Annotated in this window: 23 protein-coding genes; 10 read left to right on the plus strand and 13 right to left on the minus strand. The window is 45.1% G+C overall.

The window, feature by feature from the left end:
* Positions 1–46: 46 nt before the first annotated feature.
* Positions 47–526 carry a DUF2780 domain-containing protein gene (locus R7Z50_RS18750; RefSeq protein ID WP_017820297.1) on the minus strand — a complete coding sequence of 160 codons (480 nt, stop codon included), beginning with the start codon at positions 524–526 and terminating at the stop codon, positions 47–49.
* A gap of 153 nt (positions 527–679) precedes the next feature.
* Entirely contained in the window at positions 680–1,300 is a 621-nt protein-coding gene (locus R7Z50_RS18755) for an FKBP-type peptidyl-prolyl cis-trans isomerase (protein ID WP_005383137.1), read from the minus strand.
* Between the two features lie 232 nt (positions 1,301–1,532).
* Here R7Z50_RS18755 and R7Z50_RS18760 point away from each other — a divergent pair, with 232 nt between their 5' ends.
* Positions 1,533–2,129 (plus strand): LysM-like peptidoglycan-binding domain-containing protein, encoded by a 597-nt coding sequence (locus tag R7Z50_RS18760; RefSeq protein ID WP_017820296.1) that lies wholly within the window; start codon positions 1,533–1,535, stop codon positions 2,127–2,129.
* Between the two features lie 91 nt (positions 2,130–2,220).
* Here the strand turns inward: R7Z50_RS18760 and R7Z50_RS18765 are convergent, their stop codons facing one another.
* Complete coding sequence (locus R7Z50_RS18765) at positions 2,221–2,682, minus strand: GNAT family N-acetyltransferase (protein WP_017820295.1); 462 nt, start codon at positions 2,680–2,682, stop codon at positions 2,221–2,223.
* A 142-nt stretch (positions 2,683–2,824) separates the two neighbouring features.
* Between R7Z50_RS18765 and dbpA the strand changes: the two genes are divergently transcribed.
* Positions 2,825–4,204, plus strand: coding sequence for an ATP-dependent RNA helicase DbpA (gene dbpA, locus R7Z50_RS18770; protein ID WP_005379583.1), 1,380 nt, complete (start codon positions 2,825–2,827; stop codon positions 4,202–4,204).
* Positions 4,205–4,258: 54 nt separating this feature from the next.
* Here dbpA and R7Z50_RS18775 read toward each other — a convergent pair whose 3' ends face one another.
* Together R7Z50_RS18775 and cpdB are read right to left on the minus strand one after the other, a co-directional pair.
* A complete protein-coding gene (locus tag R7Z50_RS18775; RefSeq protein ID WP_017820293.1) occupies positions 4,259–4,837 on the minus strand; it encodes a Crp/Fnr family transcriptional regulator in 579 nt (192 codons plus the stop codon).
* A gap of 97 nt (positions 4,838–4,934) precedes the next feature.
* Positions 4,935–6,896 (minus strand): 2',3'-cyclic-nucleotide 2'-phosphodiesterase, encoded by a 1,962-nt coding sequence (cpdB, locus tag R7Z50_RS18780; RefSeq protein ID WP_318149198.1) that lies wholly within the window; start codon positions 6,894–6,896, stop codon positions 4,935–4,937.
* A gap of 275 nt (positions 6,897–7,171) precedes the next feature.
* Here cpdB and cobA point away from each other — a divergent pair, with 275 nt between their 5' ends.
* From cobA to cysC, 5 genes are all read left to right on the plus strand, one after another.
* A complete protein-coding gene (gene cobA / locus R7Z50_RS18785; RefSeq protein ID WP_031780800.1) occupies positions 7,172–8,047 on the plus strand; it encodes a uroporphyrinogen-III C-methyltransferase in 876 nt (291 codons plus the stop codon).
* Between the two features lie 59 nt (positions 8,048–8,106).
* A complete protein-coding gene (gene cysD, locus R7Z50_RS18790) occupies positions 8,107–9,015 on the plus strand; it encodes a sulfate adenylyltransferase subunit CysD (protein WP_005379592.1) in 909 nt (302 codons plus the stop codon).
* Between the two features lie 18 nt (positions 9,016–9,033).
* Positions 9,034–10,464: a sulfate adenylyltransferase subunit CysN gene (gene cysN / locus R7Z50_RS18795; protein ID WP_017633444.1), complete on the plus strand. Its 1,431-nt coding sequence runs from the start codon at positions 9,034–9,036 to the stop codon at positions 10,462–10,464.
* A 250-nt stretch (positions 10,465–10,714) separates the two neighbouring features.
* Positions 10,715–12,439 carry an SLC13 family permease gene (locus tag R7Z50_RS18800; protein ID WP_005379596.1) on the plus strand — a complete coding sequence of 575 codons (1,725 nt, stop codon included), beginning with the start codon at positions 10,715–10,717 and terminating at the stop codon, positions 12,437–12,439.
* Between the two features lie 24 nt (positions 12,440–12,463).
* Positions 12,464–13,081, plus strand: coding sequence for an adenylyl-sulfate kinase (gene cysC, locus R7Z50_RS18805; protein ID WP_005379598.1), 618 nt, complete (start codon positions 12,464–12,466; stop codon positions 13,079–13,081).
* An 88-nt stretch (positions 13,082–13,169) separates the two neighbouring features.
* Here the strand turns inward: cysC and R7Z50_RS18810 are convergent, their stop codons facing one another.
* From R7Z50_RS18810 to R7Z50_RS18840, 7 genes are all read right to left on the minus strand, one after another.
* On the minus strand, positions 13,170–14,075 hold the full coding sequence (locus R7Z50_RS18810; protein ID WP_318149199.1) for a TIGR03899 family protein: 906 nt from the start codon (positions 14,073–14,075) through the stop codon (positions 13,170–13,172).
* A 322-nt stretch (positions 14,076–14,397) separates the two neighbouring features.
* The gene (locus R7Z50_RS18815) at positions 14,398–14,892 is read right to left on the minus strand and encodes a DUF3299 domain-containing protein (RefSeq protein WP_318149200.1); all 495 of its coding nucleotides are present in this window, start codon (positions 14,890–14,892) and stop codon (positions 14,398–14,400) included.
* A 4-nt stretch (positions 14,893–14,896) separates the two neighbouring features.
* Positions 14,897–16,156 (minus strand): ABC transporter permease, encoded by a 1,260-nt coding sequence (locus R7Z50_RS18820; protein ID WP_005379602.1) that lies wholly within the window; start codon positions 16,154–16,156, stop codon positions 14,897–14,899.
* Positions 16,153–16,881 (minus strand): ABC transporter ATP-binding protein, encoded by a 729-nt coding sequence (locus R7Z50_RS18825; RefSeq protein WP_042522447.1) that lies wholly within the window; start codon positions 16,879–16,881, stop codon positions 16,153–16,155. The genes R7Z50_RS18820 and R7Z50_RS18825 overlap by 4 nt, the downstream gene beginning before the upstream one ends.
* 52 nt (positions 16,882–16,933) lie before the next feature.
* A complete protein-coding gene (gene zrgA / locus R7Z50_RS18830; RefSeq protein ID WP_054576634.1) occupies positions 16,934–17,587 on the minus strand; it encodes a zinc uptake protein ZrgA in 654 nt (217 codons plus the stop codon).
* A 134-nt stretch (positions 17,588–17,721) separates the two neighbouring features.
* Positions 17,722–18,021: a DUF2607 family protein gene (locus tag R7Z50_RS18835; protein ID WP_005379608.1), complete on the minus strand. Its 300-nt coding sequence runs from the start codon at positions 18,019–18,021 to the stop codon at positions 17,722–17,724.
* Between the two features lie 226 nt (positions 18,022–18,247).
* Positions 18,248–18,799: a YtfJ family protein gene (locus tag R7Z50_RS18840; RefSeq protein ID WP_005383122.1), complete on the minus strand. Its 552-nt coding sequence runs from the start codon at positions 18,797–18,799 to the stop codon at positions 18,248–18,250.
* A gap of 215 nt (positions 18,800–19,014) precedes the next feature.
* On the opposite strand from R7Z50_RS18840, the gene R7Z50_RS18845 reads away from it, so the two are divergent.
* Complete coding sequence (locus R7Z50_RS18845; RefSeq protein WP_005379612.1) at positions 19,015–19,215, plus strand: DUF1107 domain-containing protein; 201 nt, start codon at positions 19,015–19,017, stop codon at positions 19,213–19,215.
* A gap of 70 nt (positions 19,216–19,285) precedes the next feature.
* Here R7Z50_RS18845 and msrA read toward each other — a convergent pair whose 3' ends face one another.
* Positions 19,286–19,924 carry a peptide-methionine (S)-S-oxide reductase MsrA gene (gene msrA, locus R7Z50_RS18850; protein ID WP_005379620.1) on the minus strand — a complete coding sequence of 213 codons (639 nt, stop codon included), beginning with the start codon at positions 19,922–19,924 and terminating at the stop codon, positions 19,286–19,288.
* Between the two features lie 167 nt (positions 19,925–20,091).
* Between msrA and R7Z50_RS18855 the strand changes: the two genes are divergently transcribed.
* Positions 20,092–21,804 carry an autotransporter assembly complex protein TamA gene (locus R7Z50_RS18855; protein ID WP_222716782.1) on the plus strand — a complete coding sequence of 571 codons (1,713 nt, stop codon included), beginning with the start codon at positions 20,092–20,094 and terminating at the stop codon, positions 21,802–21,804.
* Entirely contained in the window at positions 21,801–25,565 is a 3,765-nt protein-coding gene (locus tag R7Z50_RS18860; protein ID WP_318149201.1) for a translocation/assembly module TamB domain-containing protein, read from the plus strand. Before R7Z50_RS18855 ends, R7Z50_RS18860 begins: the two co-directional genes overlap by 4 nt.
* Positions 25,566–25,593: the final 28 nt, after the last annotated feature.

Consider the following 25,593-nt stretch of genomic DNA (forward strand, 5'->3'; position numbering starts at 1 on the left):
TCAACCCATGCAGACTGGCAATTTAAAAAGTGATTATCACTTACTCTTATTTACTAGTATTCCACAACCCGCCCAACGAACTTAGAAGCCCTTCGCTAGCGCCTTGCTTGTTCAAGTAATCCAAGATGACTGGAGCAAACTGACTGATCATAGATGGGTCTAAACCTAACGTATCGAATGCACTTTTTACTGCACTGATATTCTCAATATTTCCTAGTAAGCTTTGTGCTCCTTGCAAGTTTGAAAGTCCAGGAATCAAAGACTGTAATTCACTACTATTTTCTTGCGAAAGCTGGCTTTGAGCCAAAGCGAGTAGCGCACCACTGCCTCCGGCTGCTTGCTCAGTGGATACTGGTAATTGGCTAGTTAGCATGTCTGTTAATGGAGATGACTCGGTGTTCAAGCTGCTGCCGACCATGTCCATCAGACCACTTTCTTTACTTTTTTGAGTGACTGAATCTAAGAATGCGTGCGCACTACCAATGTTGATTGATAGGAGTGCTAGAGTTAGGAGTGTTTTACGCATAGTACCTCCAAAGGTTGAGCGTTTTTTAAAAGTGATTTTATTTTTAAAGGCTATCAGAGTGAAAGGTTCAGAGGTGAGAAAGTCTATTCAGTTTAGACAAAAAAACGGCGCTAGTGCGCCGTTTTATTTAATCATAATTGAAAATGGTTTCAATTAGATAATATCTAATAGTTCTACTTCGAAAACTAAAGCTGCAAATGGAGGGATAGCCGCACCAGCGCCACGCTCACCGTACGCAAGATCTTGTGGTACGTATAGCTTCCACTTAGAGCCAACAGGCATTAGTTGTAGTGCCTCTACCCAACCTTTGATCACACCTGTAACAGGGAATTCAGCAGGTTGACCGCGAGATACAGAGCTATCGAATACAGTACCGTCAGTTAGCTCACCGTGGTAGTGAACGCGAACTGAGCTTTCTGCTGTAGGAACTGCACCAGTACCTTCAGAAATGATTTCGTACTGAAGACCAGAGTCTAGAACGTTAACTTCAGGTCGTAGAGCGTTGTCTTTTAGGAACGCTTCGCCTTCTGCTGCCGCAATTTTTGCTGCTTCTTGGCGAGCTGTTTCTGCACGAGTGTGAAGTTCTTGTAGTGCTTTGTTGATTTCATCAATTTCGATTGATGGCATGTCACCAGTTAGTGCTGTTGCAATACCCGCTGCGATAGCATCAACGCTAAGACCTTCAAGACCAGAGCCTGCAAGTTGCTGACCCATTTGCAGACCAATGCCGTAGCTTGCTTTTTGTTCTGCAGTTTCAAATTTAATTTCAGACATGAATGTCGCTCTTATTAGGAGTGATAAAGGTAACAGGATATCAGTTTCGAGCTTAGGTTTAAATGATTGCGACTGAATGCTTAATTGAGGCGGCCAGGTTGTGACTTATCTCTTACTCCAAGTGAAATTTCTGCTAATTTAATCCCAATTCCATTTTAGTTTGGTGAAAAACATATACTCTCCGCGTCGGTATTTTTATACTGGCCGTAGAAGTATTAAGGGACTCATTACAATGAATCGTCGCAGAAAGAAAAAGCAGCAAGTCGACTATGTCGAGTTGGTTAAACAAAAATTCGCTGCTATCGACTGGAAGCAGCCGTTCAACAAAGAGCAATGGTTGGAGCGTATACAGCCTGTTAAGCAGTTTTGGTTGCGCCTGCCTAAATTTCATCAGCGTGCTTTGATGGTCTTAGTGCCATTGATTCTGGTACTCCTTGTTATTCCTTTGCCGAATAAAACAGACCAGCCAGTTGAGCAGACTGAGGTCGATCATCAACGCGTAGCGATTGAGCTGAACGCGCAGAGTTTAAGCCAGCAGCGAACCTCTCAGAACTCTGGACCGAAATCTGAAGACTGGAAAGAGTACACGGTTAAAAATGGTGATACATTAGCGCAGGTTTTCAGAAGTAATCAGCTCTCTATGGCGGATCTTAGCGCTCTGGTCAAAATAGAAGGCAGTGATAAGCCGCTAAGCCAAATAAAGCAGGGACAATTGATTCGCTTTAAGCTTAGTGACGAAGGCGAGTTAGATATGCTACAGCTGGAAAAAAGCGGGCGGTCCGTTATGTTTTTCCGTTTATCGGATGGGACCTTTGGACGTAACAAGTAAACGCTTCAAATGAAAAGACGCGAAGATATCGCGTCTTTTTAGTCAGTTTTTCATAGCGATTAGTTTTCATAGTAACCAATCGAGTTGAAGCTTATAGCGCTACGGATTCTTTCCGCATATCCACATGAGGGATACCATCTTCAAGATAGCACTCTGAGATAACCTTGAATCCATGACTAGCATAAAACTGGATGAGGTGTTCTTGAGCACCTATATCTATTGTCTGTCCTGGCCATAATGTTTCGCATTGTGCCAAGGCCTTGTCCAATAACTTATGACCTAAGCCACCGCCTCGCGCGGTCTGCTTTGTCACCACTCGACCAATACTCACATTGTCATACGTAGTGCCTGCGGGCAGTAATCTTGCGCAAGCAACCAGTTCATCACCGTGATAGCCTATTAGATGATAAACGCCTTCCAGTGTGTCCTTACCATCAAGTTCAGGGTAAGGGCAGGTTTGTTCAACAACGAATACATCCACACGCAATTTCATCATTTCATACAGCTGCGTGGTTGTTAGCTGAGCAAAGGGCAAAGTAATCCAAGTGAGCATGTTGTTATCCGTAATGAGAATAGAGTGACTGACTTTACTTTGTTTTGAGCTCATACTCATTAACAAAGGTTAATTAGCACTGGTTTTCCCACCAAATCTGGTGATAATGTGCCCTCTTTCCATCTCACCTGAGGATATCCCCGTGAGCAAACAAACATTCGATCAAGTTGGGCTTAACCCAGCGTTACTCGCCACACTTGATTCCCTGAACTATACCCACATGACGCCAATTCAAGCTTTGAGCTTGCCTGCAATCCTAAAACATCGTGATGTCATCGGGCAGGGTAAAACGGGCTCAGGTAAAACCGCTGCATTTGGTTTAGGGGTTTTATCGAACCTCAACGTCAAACGCTTTCGTGTCCAGTCATTAGTATTGTGTCCAACACGTGAGCTTGCAGATCAAGTAGCGAAGGAAATTCGTACTTTAGGTCGCGGCATTCATAATATTAAAGTGCTTACTCTCTGCGGTGGGATGCCAATGGGGCCACAAATTGGTTCGTTAGAGCATGGTGCGCATATCCTAGTTGGTACTCCTGGTCGTATTTTGGATCACCTTGAAAAAGGCCGAATTGATCTTAGCGAACTGAATACCTTGGTGCTAGATGAAGCTGATCGCATGTTGGACATGGGTTTCCAAGACGCATTAGATGCAATCATCGATGCAGCGCCAAAGCAGCGTCAAACTCTACTTTTCAGTGCTACTTTTCCAGAAAAAATTGAGCAAATTGCGCAGCGTATAATGCAGACACCGGAAGTGATTAAGGTGGAATCGACGCATGATACTTCAAGCATTGCGCAGTACTTCTATAAAGTTGAAGGCTCGGAAGCGCGTGATGAAGCATTGGCGAATTTGCTGCTGACTCACCAACCAGAGTCCGCGGTTGTTTTTTGTAATACCAAAAAAGAAGTGCAAAGTGTCGCAGATGAGTTGCATCACAAAGGATTCAGCGTTATCGATATCCACGGGGACTTAGAGCAGCGTGAACGCGACCAAGCATTGGTGCAGTTTGCTAACAAGAGTGTGTCTATCCTTGTTGCAACAGACGTTGCAGCGCGTGGTTTGGACGTTGATAATCTTGATGCTGTCTTTAACTTTGAGCTATCGCGCGATCCTGAGGTTCATGTGCACCGTATTGGTCGTACAGGTCGTGCGGGTAGTAAAGGTTTAGCGTTTAGCTTTTTTGGTGAGAAAGACGGTTTACGTGTAGCTCGTATTGAAGAATACCTAGAGATGGACGTGGTACCAGCAACATTGCCTGCCAAATCAAATCAGCAGCCATACCAAGCGAAGATGGTGACGATTAACATTGATGGCGGTAAGAAACAGAAAGTACGACCGGGTGATATTTTAGGTTGTCTGACAGGAAAAAATGGTATTCCAGGCTCTCAAGTCGGAAAGATCCATCTGTTCCCTGTGCGCGCTTATGTTGCCGTCGAAAAGTCTGTGGCTAAAAAGGCTCTACAAACCATTAGTAACGGCAAGATGAAAGGGCGCCAGTTCCGGGCGCGAATTCTTAAATAGCTCAAATAGCAGAGAAAAAGCTCTTCGTTTGAAGAGCTTTTTTCTTTTTTGAGTTTATTTGAGAGTGTGATCTTTGGTTAAGCGTGCTTTGATTCGACTCAAACTGATTGGTGTAATGCCCAGGTAGGCCGCAATTTGACTATCGGTAATACGTTGCTTTAAATCTGGGTAATGAGCGCAAAATAATTGATATCGTTCTTCTGGAGAGTAGAGCAACATAAAGCGTTCTTTGTTCTCTTTATTAACCAGTTGGTTTTCGAGTAGCTTTAAGTAAATGGCGTGCTTTTCTGCTCGCCAGTGATGCAACGTTTCAATTGGCAAGCAAAATAGCTGACAAGCGCTCAGCGTTTCCAATAAGTAAGGCGAAGGTTGGTCCTTTATTATGCTCTCAAACCCGATAACCCAGTCCTTCTCCCAATAAAATTCTTTACTGAATTCTTTGCCGTGCTCAGTAAGATAGCTTGCGTGGCATAACCCCTCAATGATGAAGTAAAGGTGTGAGCTAAACTCCCCTTGGTGATTAAGAATGTGGCGTGTAGGCAGTTCGAGTAACTCACCATTTTCAATAAGTTGGTTTGCTTCTGTCTCTAAAAAGCCATGTTTGACTAAGTCTGAAAAAAGATCGCTGTGCATGTGATAACTCAGAAACGGTTTTCTTTATTTTAACGGGTTTTATTGGTAACAAAAAAGCGGCTCATGAGAGCCGCTTAGTGTTGTTGTCAAATCAACCTTATTTATTCAGATCGATTTGATAAATTGCGAAACCAATGTCGTCTGTTGACACGCGTTTCATTGGGTATTGTCCTTTCTCTTTGATGAACTGCGCCGCTTTATCGCTAGGGGAGGTTTCGAAACGAATATCTAGCTTGTTATCGGACTTAATCGGTGCGAAAGACCAGTTGTTGTCAGCGCTTGGTGTCACTTCTCCTTTTTCTTCACTCACGCGAGAAATATAAGTGGCGACGACAGAGCGGTTTTCATCTGGTGCGTCAAATGCAATGAAATCTGGGCCTGTACCAGGGAAAGTATTGCTATATGCACGGTAGTTATTGGTTGCGATGATGAAATCTTGCTTCGGATTGACAGGCTTACCATTGAACGTCAGATTCACAATGCGCTGAGAATCTGGATTAATCACTTTACAATCCGCATCGTACTTCGGCGGTTGGGTAACGTCGATTTGGTAGTTAACCCCATCAATAACATCGAAGTTGTAAGTACGGAAATTATCCCAATCAATCAAAGATTGCGGTTTAGGATTGTTGATGTCGATGTGGTTGAATTGACCCGCACTGCACTCTAGCCATTCGCGAACTTCTTTACCTTTCACTTTCATCGCAACCAAGGTGTTTGGATATAAGTAAAGATCGGCCGCATTACGGAAGGTGAGCTGACCGGATTCTACTTCTGTAAAGTTATTCGGATCGTTCTTACGACCGCCGACTTTAAATGGTGCTGCCGCACTCAGTACTGGAATGTCAGAAAGGTCTGGGTCGCCTTGAATAAAGCCTTCTACGTAGTCTTTCTGAGCAAGGTTAACGATTTGAATGGTGGGGTCGTCCTGCACTAATGCCAAGAAGCTGTACATGACATCACTTGCTTTGCCGATTGGTTGGTTTACAAATTCACGAGTGCCTTTGTGATCTTCTTCTAACGCTTTCACAATATCTGCATCGGCTTTAGCTAATGACTTCTTATTTACTTTATCGAAGATAGGGCGTGCTTCTGCTTGGCCTTCGACGACTTGCCATCTGCCGTCTTTCTCTTTCAGCATCAAATCCATCACACCTACATGACTTCCCCAGCGACCAGGCATCACTGACGTCACACCATTGATGGTCCCTTTATCTATATCAACACCAGGTAGGTTTGCGAAGTCTTTCCCTGGGAAGACGGCGTGAGAGTGACCAAAAGCAATCGCATCAATACCTTCAACTTCTGTGAGGTAGTAAACAGAGTTTTCAGCGCCTAGTTTGTATGGATCAGTAGAAATGCCCGAGTGTGGAATCGCCACAATAACGTCTGCGCCTTCTTTCTTCATCTGAGGAACCAGCTTTTTCGCTGTCTCAGTGATGTCTTCAGCGAAGACTTTTCCTTCTAGATTCTTCTTATCCCATACCATGATTTGTGGCGGGACGAAGCCGATGTAACCCACTTTGATTTCGTGGCTTTGACCATCAGTGTCTTTGAACGTGTGCGTTTTAATTAGATAAGGTTTGAAGTAGTGCTCGCCTGTCTTCTTGTCGAAAACGTTAGCACTAACATAAGGGAAGTTCGCACCGTCGATAGAGTTTTTCAGGAACTCAAGGCCGTAGTTGAATTCGTGGTTACCAATGTTACCCACATCGTAATCCAACTGGTTCATCGCTTTGTATACCGGGTGGATTTCGCCAGCGTTAATCCCTTTCGCCGCCATGTAATCGCCCATTGGGCTGCCCTGAATTAAATCACCGTTATCTACTAGTACCGTGTTTTCTGTCTCGGACTTAGCTTGTTTCACTATTGTCGCTGCGCGACTTAAACCGATTTGCTGTGATGGTTGGTCTTTGTAGTAATCGTAATCCATCACGTTGGTGTGAATGTCGGTGGTTTCGATAATACGAAGCTTGATGGTATCGGCCATTGTTGGGCCAGCAAGCGTTAGCATGCCACTTAATACTGCGAGGGAAATAGGATGAACTGCCACTTTCATTTGGTGCTCCAATTCAATGATAAGGGGAAATCGCACTGCGTAATGTATCAAACACAGATGCAACTCGATGATAAAGATACAGAAAACTGTGAACATTAATCAGTTTACTGAACCTTATTCATATTAACCGCCGACTTTTTCACGCTTTTGAATGAGACCAAACAAAAACTTCTTAGCAGATTTTTGAATAAAAAATGAAATTTTAGAATTTCAGGTAATATAAACGCCCCGCCATAATGCTTGCATAACGATATCAATGGACGATGAGCAAGCACATGGCAACGAACGATTCAGTCACTTCTTTTCCTAAACCAAAGCCCCGGTTAGTTTCTGACAACCCAGTCGCTGGTGTTACTCGTTTTGCAAAGCAATCGCTACAGCCTGGTGAAGTCGCCTTAGTCGGTGCAGGACCAGGCGATCCTGAACTTCTGACGGTGAAAGCACTGAACTGCTTGCAGCAAGCTGACGTGGTTTTGTACGACTACTTGGTGTCTGAAGAAATCATGGCATTGATTCCAAGCGATACGATTTTGGTGTGCGTTGGGAAGCGAGCTGGGCATCACAGTGTGCCGCAGGAGAAGACGAATCAGCTTTTGGTGGATTTTGCCAAGCAGGGCTACAAAGTAGTGCGCATTAAAGGTGGGGATCCGTTTGTATTCGGTCGTGGTGGTGAAGAGTTAGAAGTGCTTGCTGATGCCGGCGTTCGTTTTCAAGTTGTCCCTGGCATTACCGCAGCAGCTGGCGCAACCGCTTATGCTGGTATTCCACTGACTCATCGTGATTATGCGCAATCAGCCATCTTTGTGACTGGCCACTTGAAAGAAGAAAGTGATGAGATGGATTGGTCCACGTTGGCGCGTGGGAATCAGACTTTAGTGATCTACATGGGGCTGATGAAATCACACTATATTCAGAATCAACTCATTAAGCATGGTCGTTCAGCGTCGACTCCGATTGCCATTATTGAGCGTGGCACGCAGATTCAACAAAAAGTATTTACGGGAGAACTCTCCCAACTCTCTGATTTATCGAAGGAAGCACAGTCGCCATCTTTGATTGTTGTCGGAGAGGTAGTGCGACTGTCTCAAAAGTTAGACTGGTTTTTGTCTAGTACTGAATTCAACAAAAGTGCTATTGCCAACTCCATATAATTTCAGACCAAAGATTAGAGACGTAATGCGCCTTCAAGCTTAAAAAGGAAATACAAAACATGGACCAACAACGTTTAACTCACCTTAAACAACTCGAAGCGGAGAGTATCCATATTATCCGCGAAGTTGCGGCTGAGTTTGATAACCCAGTCATGATGTATTCGATTGGTAAAGACTCATCAGTGATGCTGCACCTAGCGCGTAAAGCTTTTTACCCAGGTAAGATTCCATTTCCATTGCTGCATGTCGACACCGATTGGAAGTTCCGCGAGATGATTGAATTTCGTGATCGCACCGCGGCCAAATACGGTTTTGAGCTTTTGGTACATAAGAATCCAGAAGGTCTAGCCATGGGCTGTAGTCCGTTTGTTCATGGTTCTTCTAAGCACACTGACATCATGAAGACTCAAGGCTTAAAACAAGCGCTGAACAAGTACGGTTTTGATGCGGCCTTTGGTGGTGCGCGCCGCGACGAAGAGAAATCACGGGCGAAAGAGCGCGTGTATTCATTCCGCGATAAGAACCATACATGGGACCCTAAAAACCAACGTCCTGAGCTATGGAAGACGTACAACGGTCAGGTCAATAAGGGTGAGAGCATTCGTGTATTCCCACTGTCTAACTGGACTGAGCTTGATATCTGGCAATACATCTATTTAGAAAACATCGAGATCGTGCCGCTTTACCTCGCGGACAAACGCCCAGTTGTTGAACGCGATGGCATGCTGATCATGGTTGATGATGATCGTATGGAGCTTCAACCGGGTGAAGTGATTGAAGAGAAGAGTGTGCGCTTCCGTACCCTTGGTTGTTATCCATTGACCGGGGCCATCGAGTCTGAAGCAAACACTTTAACTGGCATTATCGAAGAGATGCTGGTGGCAACGTCGAGTGAGCGCCAAGGCCGAGCGATCGACCACGATCAGTCAGGATCGATGGAGCTTAAGAAACGTCAAGGTTACTTCTAAAGGATCTAAGGAAAGATAATGAACAGTGCAGTTGAAGCTCAATTAGCCGAGCTTGGTATCGAAGGCTATTTAACACAACACCAGTACAAGTCGTTACTTAGATTCTTGACTTGTGGCTCGGTGGATGACGGTAAAAGTACATTAATCGGTCGCTTACTCCATGACTCAAAACAAATTTATGAAGATCAGCTAGCGGCAGTGCACTCAGACAGCCAACGTGTGGGTACCACGGGTGAAAAGCCTGACCTTGCGTTGTTGGTCGATGGCTTACAAGCTGAGCGTGAGCAGGGGATCACGATTGATGTGGCTTACCGCTATTTCTCGACGCAGAAACGTAAATTCATCATTGCAGATACTCCTGGACACGAGCAGTACACACGTAACATGGCTACAGGTGCATCGACATGTGACTTAGCTGTGATTCTGGTTGATGCACGTAAGGGCATTCTCGATCAAACTCGTCGTCACTCTTTCATTTCCAACCTGTTGGGCTTGAAGCACTTTGTTGTGGCGATCAACAAGATGGACTTAGTGGATTACTCGCAAGAGCGCTTTGAAGAGATCCGCGACGAGTATTTGAAGTTCTCTGAGAATCTGACAGGGGATATTGATATTCAAATCATCCCGATCTCAGCGCTTGAAGGGGACAATGTGGTGGATAAAGGCCAAAACCTGACTTGGTTTAAAGGCCCATCATTGCTTGAGCTTCTTGAAACGGTCGATGTGGATCAAGAAAAAGGCGCGGGTGAATTCCGCTTCCCTGTGCAATACGTTAATCGTCCTAACCTCGATTTCCGTGGTTTTGCGGGGACCATTTCTTCTGGTTCGATCAAAGTCGGTGATGCCATTAAAGCATTGCCATCGGGTAAAACGTCAACTGTGGCACGTATTGTGACATTTGATGGTGATATCGAAGAAGCTCGTGCCGGATTAGCTGTCACTCTGACGCTAAGCGATGAGATCGATATTAGCCGTGGCGATTTGATTGTTCTAGATAATGCTCAAGTGGAAACAACAAACCATTTGCTTGCCGATGTGGTATGGATGACAGAGCAACCCCTGCAACCGGGTCGTGACTATGACATCAAAATCGCAGGTAAGAAAACCGTAGGTCATGTTGAAGCGATTCGTCATCAATATGACATTAATAATCTCTCGACTCATAGCTCGGCAGAGCTGCCATTGAATGGTATTGGTTTGTGTGAATGGTCTCTTAATGAGTCAGTCGCGCTGGACAATTATCAAGACTGTGCAGATACCGGTGGCTTTATCATTATCGATCGTCTGACAAACGTGACGGTTGGTGCCGGCATGGTTAAAGAGAGCCTCGCCGTGGTTGAGCGCGATTTGACGGACATCTCTGCGTTTGAAGTTGAGCTTAATGCGCTTGTCCGTAAACACTTCCCACACTGGGAAGCAAAAGACGTCAGCCAGTTTCTGAAAAAGTAACTGGCTCACCCAAGTACGATAATTTCAGGCACTGTTTGCTGTTGTACTTGGGGTGTCGCTACCTAACTGAATTGCGAAATGTCGTTAGGTATTCTCCTAATACCAGAATGCTTCGGTGGAGCCCAAGAAACCGAGCATTCTGATGTTCTTTTCGCTTGCGCTGATTTTTGTCTGTTTGCTCGTTTGTCGGTGATTCATGGATAAATGAGTCGTTGTTGTGCCCTTTAGGGCTATTTGGTAAGGAAAGGCTATGTGGGAACAAGGGTTTGTGTTAGCGATTTTGCTTGGCATTATCACTTGCTTGCTTGTCACGAAAATTAAGCCTAGTTATGTCTTTGCGGGTGCCGCTTTTATTGCATTCATGGCTGGGATGATGGATTCAGCCACTATCGCATCCAATTTTACCAACTCTTCATTGTTAACCCTGGTTCTATTGATTCTTGCATCCTGTGCTCTAGAAAAAACACTGCTGATCAGTTGGGTGAGCCGAAGTATCTCTGAGGGCCAGTTAGGTAGCGTGATTGCTAAGCTCGGCGTATCGACAGCCTTGCTCTCTTCATTTACGAATAATACCGCTGTGGTTGTTTCATTGATTGGGGCGATTAAGCGTAATCAGCAGCATGCACCTTCGAAATTACTTATCCCCTTGTCTTACGCCGCCATTTTTGGTGGCACATTAACTTTGATTGGTACGTCGACTAACTTAATCATCAACAGCTTTGTCGAAGACGCAGGCTTACCGAGCCTGAGCTTTTTTACACCTACGATGATAGGTTTGGCTGTGCTGGTGGGAGGGATGCTGATTCTTATTCCACTGAGCTACTTGCTACCGAATTATGATGATCAAAACCAAGAAGATTTACCTTACTTTCTTGAGTCTCGCGTTGAGCCTGGCTCACCGCTAGTTGGGCGTACGATCAGCGAGAATAATTTACGTGCGCTGCGCAAACTGTTTCTTGCAGAAGTGGTGCGCGATGGTGTTACTGTTTCTTCTGTGGGACCGGATTTTGTGCTCAACGCAAAAGACCGCCTGTTATTTTGTGGCGATGTTGAGAGCGTCGCGACCCTGCAAGAAATTCCGGGCCTCAAGTTGTTTGGTCAGCAGCACTTAAATGGGCAAAACTTTATCGAAGTTGTGGTGAGCTCGTCGGCGACATTTTGCTACAAAACCCTCAAAGAGAGCCGATTCCGCGACCGATTCGATGCCGTTGTTGTGGCGATTCGCCGAGGCCACGAACGCCTAGAAGGTGGCTTGGGTAGTATTACCTTAGCGCCAGGAGACACGTTAGTTCTGGTTCCAGGAAAGCGTTTTGAGTCTGAACGCCGAGCTCATCGTAAAGAGTTTGTTTTAGTGCATGACTTGGACTCTAGCGCTCGGCTTGATACGAATAAGTCTTCCATTGTATTACTGGGCTTTGCAGCCGTAATTGGATGCGCTCTATTAGAGTTAGTGCCGATTATTAAAGGTCTAGCTGCGTACCTTATCGCGCTTATTGCGTTTGGTATTGTGCAGATTTCAGAACTGCGCCGCCGTTTTCCGATCGATATCGTCGTGATTGTCGGTTCCGCTTTGTCTATTGCTCAACTGATGATCTCTTCTGGATTGTCAGAACGAATGGGAGTGATGTTTATTGAAGCGTTTAATGGCTGGGGAGTATTTGGTGCCTTGGTTGCGACTTATATCATGACATTGGTACTCACTGAATTGGTGACAAACAATGCCGCGGCTGCGCTTTCTTTTCCTATCGGCTATAGCATGGCGGTGGGTTATGGCGTGGATCCGATGCCATTCATCATGGCGGTTTTGTTCGGCGCGAGTGCGAGCTTTATCTCTCCCTACGGTTACCAAACTAACCTGCTGGTGTACAGCGTAGGAAATTACAAATTGACCGACTACGTGAGAATTGGAGTGCCAATTTCGATTGTGTACTCTGTATTAGTACTTACTTTGATCCCGGTCTTTTTCCCGTTTTAATTCCGATATTTACAAGGATACGTTATGACTGCCGAAACGACGGTAAAAGATGAAAACATTGTTTGGCACCAGCATTCGGTTGATAAACAGTTTCGTGCTGAATTAAAGAAGCAAAAACCTGCCGTATTGTGGTTTACCGGCTTATCTGGAGCGGGTAAATCAACCGTAGCAGGGGCGTTGGAAAATCGCCTTGCAGCATTGGGTTACCACACCTATTTATTGGATGGTGACAATGTACGACATGGTTTGTGTAGCGATTTAGGTTTTTCTGAACAGGACCGTCGCGAGAACATTCGTCGCATTGGTGAACTGGCGAAGTTGATGGCAGATGCGGGTTTAATTGTTCTGTCGGCGTTTATTTCACCGCATCGTGCAGAGCGGAAGTTAGTGCGCGATTTATTGCCAGAAGGCGAGTTTATCGAAGTGTATGTCAATGCATCTCTAGAGGTTTGCGAAGGTCGAGATCCTAAGGGTTTATACCGTAAAGCCCGTGCGGGAGAGATTCCTAATTTCACTGGTATTGATTCGGAATATCAAGCGCCAGAGAACCCTGAAATCGATTTGCCCGCGGGAGAAAAGAGTGTCGATGAGCTGGTGGATTTGTGCTTAATCGATCTTAAACAACGCGGTGTGATCCGATAAAAATCATTTAGATCATAGGTGACCTAAAGCTCTTTGAGCGGCTGGAGAAGTATTTGGATCATAGGTGGTCAAATGCTTCTCCAACTGGCTAGACAGTATGATGAACCGTACTTTTAGCTTCACTATGGACACTAAATCTATGATTTAACAGTACAAGCATTTGCTCGTAGTATTCGGCATGTGGTTTGTTTCCGAGCAAGGTGCAGAGCTCATTGCCTGTGGGTGTGAAGCGGTAATATAAAAGGCGGACACCTTTACTGTTTACGTGCAGCGACAAGTTTTTACCTTGGTAGGTGAGGACCAACGGTGTCTCGATACTAATTTCGCCAGATTCAAGTTCGGCACTGTGCAGCAGCCCTAATTCAATTAAGAGCAACAAGCTTGAATACGGCAGTTGAAAACTTCCCATATTTAGGCTGTTGGCGACGTCTCGCTTGCCGAAGCTAAATATGCCTCCTTGCGCTTTGTAACCAATCAGCAGTTTTCTGCTGTGATCCCCTCCAAAACTGCACGCTAAAGAGGCGGCTCTTTGCAGAGTTTGTGCTTCCTTTGGTGACATATCCTTGAGGGTTTTCAACGCTTTCATGGACGTTGAACCCGGATTGGTCACTTCACGCTTCATCACTTGAGCCCATAGCTTTTGCATCGCGCTGTTATGGATGTCTTGAGCCATCTCAAAAAATCGATGCAACCAATCTTGGTCTGGCTCTCCCGCTGTCTCATCTCGGCATGAACTGTGCGCTAATTTTAAAATCTGTTCTAAGTTTTTTTGTCGCTGTTCTTGGCGTCTTTGCTCTCGCAATTGGGCTCTTTCAAACGCAGACTTGGCCGGCGGTTCGGTTTGCAGTAAGGCGTCAAGACCGTGTATTTGGGCTATGGTTTTTACCTTACTAGCACTGTCTTTTATGTAGCCTTGTTTCTTTTCTTGTTGCGTATTTTTTTTTGTGTCTGACTGATGTTCGATGACAACAGGTTGCTTTGTCGGGTCTGCCATTCGTTTTCCTACCAAGAACTGCGCGGTTCGCACGTTTAAATTTACACCTTATCTGACCAAGCGACCAGACAGGAGTTCTCAGTTTTTGAACGAATAGGGCTATTCAAAATGATAATGAGTTGTTAAAATTGTTATCGTTATTTTGGAGGGGCTATGAAGTTCTCAGAAGCAGGTAAACTCAAAAAGCACCTGTCGATAGCGTTTCTTTTGGTTATTTATGTGGGCGTATTAGCGTATTTATCTCGTTATATCGTGTAGCACAAAGCTAAAAAAGGCGCCAGTGTGACGCCTTAGGTGTAGCGAGGCTTATCGACGACTTAAATTACATATCGTCGTAGGCTTCTATTTCTGATCCCTCAATAACGTAAGCCGTTTCTGCCAGTTCGTGGTTTATCGTCTCGGTTTTCAACGTTCCAACCACATATATGACATCCCACAACTCTTGAACAGGCGCGCCTTTCGGAAACTTCACGTAAATGATCTGGTTTGGAGGCGGTGGTGGCACGTGAATACAAGCTCCAAAATATGGCACCAATAAAAATTCGGTGACGGTATCGGCATCACCTTCAAGTGGGATAACAAACCCTGGAATTTTAACTTGGCTTCCGTTCAGTTCTGGTCGAACGTTACCAATCTTGGACTGCTGGGCTGCGCCACCACTGTGATCAGATACGGGCATGCCTATACTGTCGAATAATTTACGCTCTTTTTCTGGAACAAGGTCAATCCAGTCAAGCTTCAATGGTTCTTCGCTGGCCATAACAGGCGCTGTGAATGCGACGACCAGCAAGCAACTTGCGAGAATTTTTTTCCACATTTTATTAAATCCTTATTGTCATTCCGTCACTCAGTGACTGTCGGTAGGCGCGGAGTGCGGGAATGAAACCAATCACAATACCAGCGCATTGTACGAAACCTAATAGCATCCACTCATAAGTAGATAAGATGCTTAAGGTGAGATGTATTCCATAGTGCTGTTGGATGATCGGCTGCGCGATAGCAAGAATAGCATACAGCCCAGTAACGCCAGTAATAATACCAGCAGCAGTAAGCAAGCTGGCTTCACTAATTAAGAGTGAGAAAACATGACGAGGCCTTGCTCCCATGGCACGCAAAATCGCCATTTCACGGCGGCGTTCCTGTAGGCTAGTTAATAGACTGCTTAACATACCTAACAACCCTGCAATCACGACAAAACCAGATACTGCCATTAGGGCTTGCTCTGCAACAGACATCATTCCCCATAACTCATGCAACGCAACGCCGGGCATAATGGCGCTAAGCGGCTCTTTGGGGTAGGTGTTAATTTGTCTTTGCAGGGCGAAAGTTTGAATACGAGATTTCAAACCAACGAGCATAGCGGTAATTTGTTTGGGCTGAAAGTCTCTGTTTTTGAGATCTTGTGCCTTGGGTGTCGGGCCCAAACGCGCACCACTTTCCCATCCGACGTGAATGGCTTCGATTGCTTCTAGTGATACATGGACGGTTTTGTCGACTGGTGTTCCTGTAGGTGCAAGGATACCGACAACTTTAAATGGCAGATTGTCATGACGGCTAAAGCCAACGTCGCTAATGCCGTGGGCAATGATGATTTCGCTACCGATATCATAACCAAGTTGTTTAGCGACATCAGAACCTAGCACGGTTTCAAATAAACCATTGAATTCTCTGCCCTTGCTAAATGTTAGTGGTTGCTTACTTCCAAACTTGTAATGCTCAAAGTAACTGTGATTGGTTCCCATAACTCGGAAGCCTTTATGCGAGTCGCCAAGCGAGATTGGAATAGCCCAATCGACTGAACGATGATTGGCAAACTCTTGGTAGCTTTTCCAATCGATGTTGTTGGTCGCATTACCAATACGAAACACAGAATAGAGCAATAGGTTCACTTGCCCAGAGCGTCCACCAATAATGAGGTCAGTGCCTGAAATTGTATTGGCGAAGCTATCCTTGGCTTGAGTTCGGATACGCTCGACGCCCAATAGGAGTACCACTGAAATCGCAACGGTCATGATGGTTAGAATTGCCGTCGCTTTGCGGTTCATCAAGCTTTTCCAGGCGAGCTTTACAACAGCACTCATGATATGGCTCCTAGGCTAGATACTTGATTAATGTCGGGTAGATTGAGCGTGCGATCGAATAAGGGTTCGAGTGTTGGGTCGTGGCTAACGAATACCAGTGTGGCATTAGCTTGATTCGCTTGCTCCATAAGGAGCTCAATAAATGCTTTACGATTGTCATAGTCTAAAGCTGAGGTTGGTTCGTCAGCGATCACTAACTCTGGATGTCCTATCAGAGCTCGAGCCGCAGCCACACGTTGTTGTTGACCAATACTCAATTCAGAGACAGGGCGTGTATGAAGCTCGTTTGGCAAGTGCAGTCGTTCTAGTAGGGCCTGAGCCTGTTCATTTAACGTTTGAGATGAGGCACCTAAATGGGCACGGTCACGTCGTATTTTACTGAACTGACATGGCAATAATACGTTTTCAAGTACGTTAAGGTACGGCAATAAATTGAACTGTTGAAAGATGTAGCCAATATGATTGGCGCGAAAGCGGTCTCTCTGACTGGCACTTAAACTAGCAAGGTCAGTATCGAGTACAGATAGAGAGCCTGAAGTTAATGTGTTAATCCCCGTCAACAAAGCGAGCAAGGTCGATTTACCGCAGCCACTTGGACCTTTGATAAACACATGCTCGCCTTGTGTAATGTGTAATTTGGGAATGTGGATGGTTGCGTTGGTTGAACCGGGCCAGAAAAATTGGGCATCCTCTAGCTCGACAACATTTGGTGTGGTTTCAGTCATATTAAATCACCAAAGCTGTGGCGTGTAAGTGGGTACTTACACGCCACTCGTGTTATTTGATTACGATTTGGGTGTTATCTTTGCTTAATTTAATTGCTGATTGCATGGTATCAGTGAATATATTGACGCTGATGGACTCTGTAGTTGGGAATTGGTTAAACCAATCGGTTTGGATTTGGCTAAGCTGATTAACTTGTTCGCAACTGAAGCGATATTGCACCGAAAATTCACCGTGACCGCCATGATCGTGCGCTTCATCATGAGCGTCATGGTGGTCATGTTTATCATGATGTTCATTATGATCATGGTGTTCGTGCCCTTCATGATCGTGATGTGCATGGTCATCATGGTCGTGCTCACTATGATCATGTTCCTCATGAGTTTCGCTTAGGTTGTGGCTCACGTAAGCTTCTTCAACACTACAATCAGCTTGTGAGTTAATAGCGAACAATGCGTTGCTGTCTTCGAGTGTAGCGACGGCTTGTTTAAGCGCTTGCTCTTGTTGTGCGTTTTCTGGAGCATGTTCGAAACCCACAACATCAGCTCCAGGAGCTGTGATCTCTACTAACAGATCTTTGCCATCTTGGGCGATATTAAACTCGACGTGACCATGCACATGAGCACCATGCTGGCGGTATTCGTTTGCATTCGCTGCTGTCGATAAAGTGAGGCCAATAGCAAGGGCTAAAACGTGTTTTGATGACATTGTATTTTTCCTAATTTTACTGGCATTAACCAAAGGCGGTATTGCTCAGATTCGAGTTTCACTAAGTTATTGTTCCCTGACACACTAGGTGCGGGAATGAACTCAATAATTTTGAGTGTGGAATAGTTTGGAAATTAAGCAAAATAAGGAGGGGCACGAGCAGCGCCAAGAACTTCTTCGCCGTACACGAGATGCAAAAAAACATGATGATGCTGGGCGCGCGTAAAAGTCGGTGTAGAGAGGGTAGGTTGTACCTTTGCTATACCGTGCTGAACACCAGAAAATAATTGGCAATGATGATGGGTATGATGGTCGGGCGTCAGATCGACTTGATGGAGTACAACCGCAAAGTTCCAAGCGATCAGCAACGCAACACTGAAAAATAAAGCAGTGCGATACCAATATCTTAGTGTTTTTTGCTGGTGGTGGTACATCTGAGCTCCTCTTACCGACTGTTATAATATAACACCCATAATGAATAAAAGTTCACTCTTTTGTTGGCTAGCAGAAAAATTTAACTCCACACATACGTGCCGAAAAATATTGGTAATACTCTCTGTGGAAGTGTCGCACTTATAAAGAGCAGAGTTGTCACTGCCCATGCTTCTAATCAAATTCATATAGCTCCTTACAACAAGAACAAGGAGCCATTCAATGAAGCTAGATGTTCTGTTTAATAAGCTCAATGACTTTTGTTATCTCATCTTGCTCAAGTGCGCCCTCTTTGACAAACAGAACTTTGCCCGTTTTGTCTTGAACAATAATGGCCGAGCTTTCTTCTTTCAGGTCCCAAGTATTAGCAACTACGCCATTTTCATCAAGAACCATGGATGACCAAGGAAACTCTTTTTTGCTGTCTTGAGCTGAAGACTTCACGAAAGAGCCTGTCCCCCAAATTGCATCATCTTGGTTGATGATAGTCGTCGTCTGGTAGCTTTCTTGTGGAAAATTTGCCGCTGTTATTGCCGACATTAAAGGGGCATTCATCTCTTTTGAACTGCTACGGCCTGCGATGGCTTGAATAACACGAACTTTGCCTTGCATATGTTGAGTTGCCCAGGGTTGGTATGCAACGCCTTCGCCTTGTAAAACAATCTCGCCGTAAGCGGCAACATTGACAGGAGGAACGCTTTTTCCTACTGACAAGTTGTGTGCAAAGGTCAAGCTTGGCGTTAAGGCCAGTAGTAGAGGTAGGAGAGTCTTAGTTTTCATATTGTTATATTCCGTACGAGGTTTGGAAGCTTCCAGTATATATCCAGATCTTAGAAATTTGTAGGACCGTTGATAACATTTATTTAACGTATGGAGTGGTGTAATCTTGCGTTATATTTAGAATTTGCTAAAATGATTTCCGTCGCAAATTGCGCATTAAGATTGCAGAGGAAAAATAAGCAATCCGTGTTTTCTCAAAGGAATTGAGGTGAGTTATGCTACGTGAGTTTGCTGTATATCGACCATTACAAGTGGCCCGTTTTGTTAAAACGTTGTTCAAAGGTCAATTTTTTATTGTTGGGGTTGGTTGTTTTCAGTTCGACAATGGCAAAGTGTTACTACCTGACGTCAACGATCATAAAAGGCTCACCATCTTTAAAGAAGTCAACCAAGTGATAGCATCATTATCGGCTTAGTTAGCTTGGTACCCACTTAGATTTAGAAAAGAGCGACCATATCGGTCGCTCTTTTTGTTGCTGGCTAGGTTTATCCTTGGAGGCTTGGTGGGAAGCAAACTCCCGTTCCTCCGATACCACAGTAACCATCAGGGTTTTTCGCCAAATATTGCTGGTGGTAGGTTTCCGCAAAGTAATACGGACCTGCTGGTTGTATTTCGGTGGTGATGTTCGCGCGCTGCTCTTCTTGTAGTGCTTGCTGATACAAGAGTTTCGATTTCTCTGCGCTCTCGAGCTGCTCCGTCGAATAAGTGTAAATTGCAGAACGATATTGAGTACCTAAGTCGTTACCTTGACGCATTCCCTGAGTTGGGTCGTGTTTTTCCCAAAAAACAGCCAGTAGCTTTTCTAATGAGATGACGCGTTCATCGAAAACGACTCGTACGACTTCTGTATGACCCGTTTTACCTGTACAGACCTCTTCATAGGTGGGATTGGGTGTGTACCCCCCAGCGTAACCGACCGAAGTAGATACAACGCCGTCGAGTTGCCAAAATACGCGCTCAGCGCCCCAAAAACAGCCCATTCCGAGCAAAATCTGCTGTTGGTGTGACGCAAGAGGCGCCTTTAGGTTAGATTTATTTACAAAATGATGATCGTCAATCTGCATTGGTTGATCTCTACCTGGCAAGGCATCTTCTATACTGATCAATGTTTGTTTGTTGAGCATGGTATTTGTCCTTCAATACGTGTCTTAAATTTGCGAACTTTTTCATTTCGTCTGTATCTGATGCTGTGATGACATAGACCGCGTTAAACCTATTAATATTACAGACTTAGAATCTAATTGGCGTTATCATTATTTACGTTTACTTAACCTCATTCAGCCATAAAAGCATGATAAAAAAAGCTCTCCCCACCATTGTTGGCCTGTTTGCCTTTTCTCATGGTGCCTATGCCGATGTTTCTTTGACTTTGAAAGGCATTGATGGCGCTTTAGAAGAGAATGTCAGTGCGTATCTATCATCTATTCCAGAGAAGGATTACTCCACTTCTCTGCGTTTTCAAGCGAGATTAGATCAAAGTATCACTGAAGCGCTTAACGCGCTTGGGTATTATCATGCAAAAATTTCATACTCTATTCCTGAAGCGAATGATGAGTTAATTGTGCTCATCAAGCCGGGCTTGCCAGTGAAAGTGAAAGTCATGGATGTGGTCATCACTGGAGAGGCCAAGGACGATGAAGAGTTTGCAAAACTTATTGAGCGCTCTCCGCTCAAAGTTGGCCAAGTTTTGAATCAAGGCCAATACGACACCCTTAAGTCAGGCATTCGTAACTTGGCGCTTCAGCGTGGTTACTTCAATGGTGAGTTTACGCTAAGTCGATTAGAGGTTATCCCTGATCTGAACGAAGCTAATGTCCGTTTGCACTACAGCAGTGGAATACGTTTCAATTTTGGCGACGTTTCTTTTATTGGCAACCACATCTGGGAAGACCGTGTCGCATCACTACAACCTTTTAAAGAAGGGGACCCATACAACGTTTCGAAGCTGGGCGAGTTTAACCAGAAGCTATCAAATACGGAGTGGTTTTCCTCAGTTTTTGTTGAGCCTGAATTGGATAGGCTTGATGATGGCCGAGACTTGCCAATTAAAGTGTCTTTATCTCCTGCTTCGAAGAATCAGATCGAGACGGGTATTGGTTACTCAACGGATGTCGGCGTTCGAGGAACGTTGAAGTGGAAGAAACCTTGGGTGAGCTCCCGAGGACACAGTTTCAACACTGCTTTATCCCTATCTAAGCCAGAGCAAACCGTGACTGCTTCTTACAAAATTCCTTTAGAAGATGTCGCTAACGATTATTATCAAGTTCAATATGGGCTTAAAAACCTAGACAACCGTGACACGCAGAGTATCGAGTCTAACCTTGCAGTGGAACGTCATTGGTTAGCAGACGGTGGTTGGCATAATACCGTTTATGTTCGTCATTTGTACGAGAGCTTTACGCAAGGTTTACAAGATGATGAATTCAACTTCGTACTTCCAGGTGCGACATTTTCTCGGACTAGGGTTCGAGGGGGCAATATGCCAATGTGGGGAGACAAGCAAAGCATCACTGTTGAGTATGGTGATACCGCTATGCTTTCTGAAACTAGAGTGCTCCGCTTAATTGGCTCGACTTCTTGGATTCGTGGTATTGGAGAGAATCATCGTGGTTTGTTCCGCTTAGAAGGTGGTGCGAATATTACCGATGAACTTGAAAAGCTATCACCGTCGCTGCGTTTCTTCGCAGGTGGTGACAATAATATTCGTGGTTACGGCTATGAATCTATTTCACCTGTGGATGAGAGTGGTGCTTTGACGGGTGGTAAATACATTGTTAGCAGTACATTAGAATACCAATATCGTGTTTATGGAAACTGGTGGGCTGCAACGTTTTACGATATTGGTGATGCGTTTAATGAAACACCAGATTGGAAATCAGGTGCTGGTGTTGGTATCCGCTGGGCGTCTCCGGTGGGCCCTGTTAGTTTTGATTTTGCATGGGGGTTGGATGCAAAACCAGAACGAGAGTTTCGTATCCACTTCTCATTGGGGCCTGAGCTATGATCAAAATGATGTTTAAGTGGACCAAATGGCTGTCGCTCAGTTTGATTGGTCTATTGCTGTTGCTCATCATTATTGTCGCGACAGTTTTGTTTACCCACCCAGGCCTCAAATTTGCTTTGTGGGGAGCTGAAAAAGCATTACCACAATTGCAGATTGAAAAAGTGCAGGGTTCATTGTTTCCTCGCTTCGAACTGCATAACATCAGTTTTGTCGATGAGTCTTTGAATATCGACGCCAAAGTCGAGCGTTTAGCTTTGGCAGTGAACTTCCGCTGTTTCTTTGACCCTAAGGTTTGTGTCGATGAGTTAAGACTGCAGGGGCTTGACTTTAAGATGCCTGAGCTACCGCCAGCAAGCGAGGAGCAAGAGGAAACACCACCACTGCGTTCTATCAGTACGCCAGTGCCAATTTTTGTTAATAAAGTCAGCTTTAATGATATCAATGTCAATGTGCTGGGCAATCAAATTGATTGGCAAACATTCTCGACCGCTTTGTCGATGCAGGGCGATCGTTTGGTGATCGCACCTACCGCGTTGAAAGACATTAATGTGGCTTTAGCACCAAGTGAGGCTAAACCTGAAGCGGCTGCCGAGGAGCCGAAAGAAACTGACGTTACGCCGCAAGATATTGTGTTACCCGAAGTATGGATTCCACTGACGGTTGAAGCGCGTCGTCTTGATATTCACAATTTCAAACTGGCGGGTGAAACGCCAGTGATCGTCAATCATCTTGGTTTGGTTGCAAGAGCAGGCGGTGAACGTGTTGATGTCAAAACGTTAGAGCTCGACATGCCAGAAGTGGAAGGCAAGTTGAGCACACAAGTGACGCTTTCTTCTGATTACCCTATCAAAGCGCAATTGGACGCGTTAGTGAAGCAAGCGGATGCGAAGGGACAAAAACTGTCGCTTTCGGTCTCGGGTTCGGTTGGTGATTTGTCACTAAATGCTACGCTTTCTGAGCTTGTACAAGCGGAGATCAAAGGTGATATTCAACCGCTTAAAACACAGTTGCCGTTTGATGTCGCGATTAAAAATGTACAGGCGCAATGGCCGCTATTTGGACAAAGCGATTACCAGGTTTCTGTACCAAGCTTGGCGGCAAAAGGCTCACTTGATGGCTACGAAGTCGCATTAGAAACCAAAGCTTCGGGCAAAGATATTCCCGCCGTTGATGTCGCACTAAACGGCAAAGGTACGCTAGAGCAAATTGACCTCGAAAGCCTTGTAGTGAAAACCTTAGGGGGCGAACTCTCTGGGAAAGTCATGGCCAATTGGGCCGCGCCAATCAACTGGCAAGCTGACTTGAACCTGAAAAACATTCAACCAGGTTTACAATGGAAAGAAGCTGAAGGGGATATCAGCGGTAACCTTTCGACTTCGGGGTCGTTAACAGAACAAGGCGGTTGGCAAGTCAGTTTGCCTAAGTTAGACATTGACGGCATTTTGCGAGGGTATCCGCTGAATGTTGAAGGGCAACTTGAAGCGTCTGATAAAAACGGCAAAGGCGACGACATCCAACTTACCACTCAGGGTTTAGCGCTTTCTCATGGTCCAAACCAACTCAGTGCAAAGGGTAAGATCGATAAGCAAATTCTGATGGATGTTGAGGTTAACTTCCCTGATTTTGCGAAAAGTGTTCCGGATCTTGCAGGTAAAATGCAAGGTAAAGTCGCACTACGTGGTAGCTTGAAAGAACCAGACATCAATCTTGATCTCGCTTTAAATCAGATAAACTGGCAGCAACAGGCGAACGTAGAAACGATCACCTTAAAGGGGGATGTGAAGCCTCTGCCAGCACCAAAAGCGAACATAAGCCTAATTGCGAACAACATTACCTATGACGACATAAAAGTTGATAGTGCTGACCTTGAAGTCTCTGGGGATGAAAAACTGCATCAACTGACGCTCGATGTAGTGTCTGACCTGGTGTCGACCAGTTTAGAAATTGAAGGGACATTCCAGCAGAAACCAGAAATGATTTGGAATGGGGCGCTGCGCCGCTTGACGCTGAGCTCGCAACAAGGCCCGTGGGCGTTGCAAAAATCGACCGCGGTGAAGGTCAATATCGACAAACAGATCGCGAACGTTCAAGCGCATTGTTGGTTGCAAGCGGAGTCGAGCGTATGTCTAACCGAAGACATTAGTGTCGGTAAGAGTGGCCAGGCGAAGTTAGCCATCAATGATTTTGATTTTGACCAAATCAAACAATTCCTGCCGCCAGAAACCAAGCTGCAAGGCTCGGTTAATGCACAGGCTTTTGCTAAATGGGCACCAGAGAAAAAGCCTGAAGTAACCTTAAGTGTCAATATGCCAAAAGGCCAAGTTGAACAAGCGCTTGAACAGCCAATTAAAGTCGGTTGGGAAAGCTTCAACTTTAAAGCAGCATTAGCGAAAGACAAGCTTGATGCCGAGTGGCTATTTGATGTGAAAGATAACGGTGACTTGTCTGGTAAGGTTTCTTTACTGAATGTCTCGACTGAAAAGCCCACTATTGATGGTAAGGTTTCACTCTCTACGTTCCACTTGGACTTCTTGGCACCGTTGATTGGTGAGTACAGCTTGTTTAAAGCAAACATGAATACTGACCTAGCGATATCAGGTGACGTTATGCATCCGAAGGTGAACGGTCAGTTCTTGATTGACCAAATGAAGCTACAGGGTGAAGTTACACCGATAGATATAAACTCAGGGCAGGTCGTCATCAACTTTAAAGGCCATCAAGCGGACTTGGATGCCGGAATTTTAACCCCGGATGGTGAGTTGAACGTTACCGGTGATGCCGACTGGCAGGACTTACAGAACTGGCGCACTAAAGCGCGTGTATTTGCTAAAGAGCTCAATGTTGATGTGCCTCCAATGGTAAAAATCAAAGTGGAGCCTGACATGACAATAGATGTGACTCCTCAGCTTGCGAAAATTGAGGGTGATATTAATTTGCCATGGGGCAGAATTGTCGTCGAAGAGCTTCCACCAAGTGCGGTAGGCGTATCGAGTGATACCGTTATTCTCGATAAAAACTTGCAGCCAGTGGACGATGTGGCTGCGATGCCGTTTGATGTGGAAACGAACATCAACATTAAAATTGGTGATGACTTCCAACTTGCCGCTTTTGGTTTAAAAGGTGGGTTGAAAGGGAACCTAAACGTGACACAAAAAGACAAAGGTCCTTTCATCGTTGGTGAAGTGAATGTTGTCGACGGTTCTTATCGTTCGTTTGGTCAGGACTTATTGATTAAAGAAGGTAAGATTCTGATGAATGGTCCACCAGATCAACCTTACTTGTCTATCAAAGCGATTCGTAATCCAGACAATACCCAAGATGATGTCATTGCGGGGGTACAAGTGTCGGGCCCAGCATCTGATCCGAGTATAGAAATTTTCTCAGAGCCCGCGATGAACCAAGCCAATGCACTTTCTTATCTACTTCGTGGTCAAGATATTGATGGTGAAGCTGGTGGTAATGCAATGACGACTACCTTAATTGGTTTAAGCTTGGCGAAGAGTGGGCGTGTGGTTGGTGAAATCGGTGAAGCCTTTGGCGTACAGGATTTACAGCTGGACACTGCTGGGTCGGGCGATGACTCGCAAGTGACGGTGAGTGGTTATATTCTGCCAGGTTTGCAGGTGAAATATGGTGTCGGCATCTTTAACTCCCTAGGTGAGTTCACTGTGCGTTACCGATTGATGCAAGACTTGTATTTAGAAGCGGTATCTGGTGTAGATAGCGCCGTTGACCTACTCTATCAGTTTGAGTTCGATTAAAGTGCTTTAACCTAAGCATACACAGTCA

It is taken from the genome of Vibrio sp. 1249-1 (genome assembly GCF_033340495.1).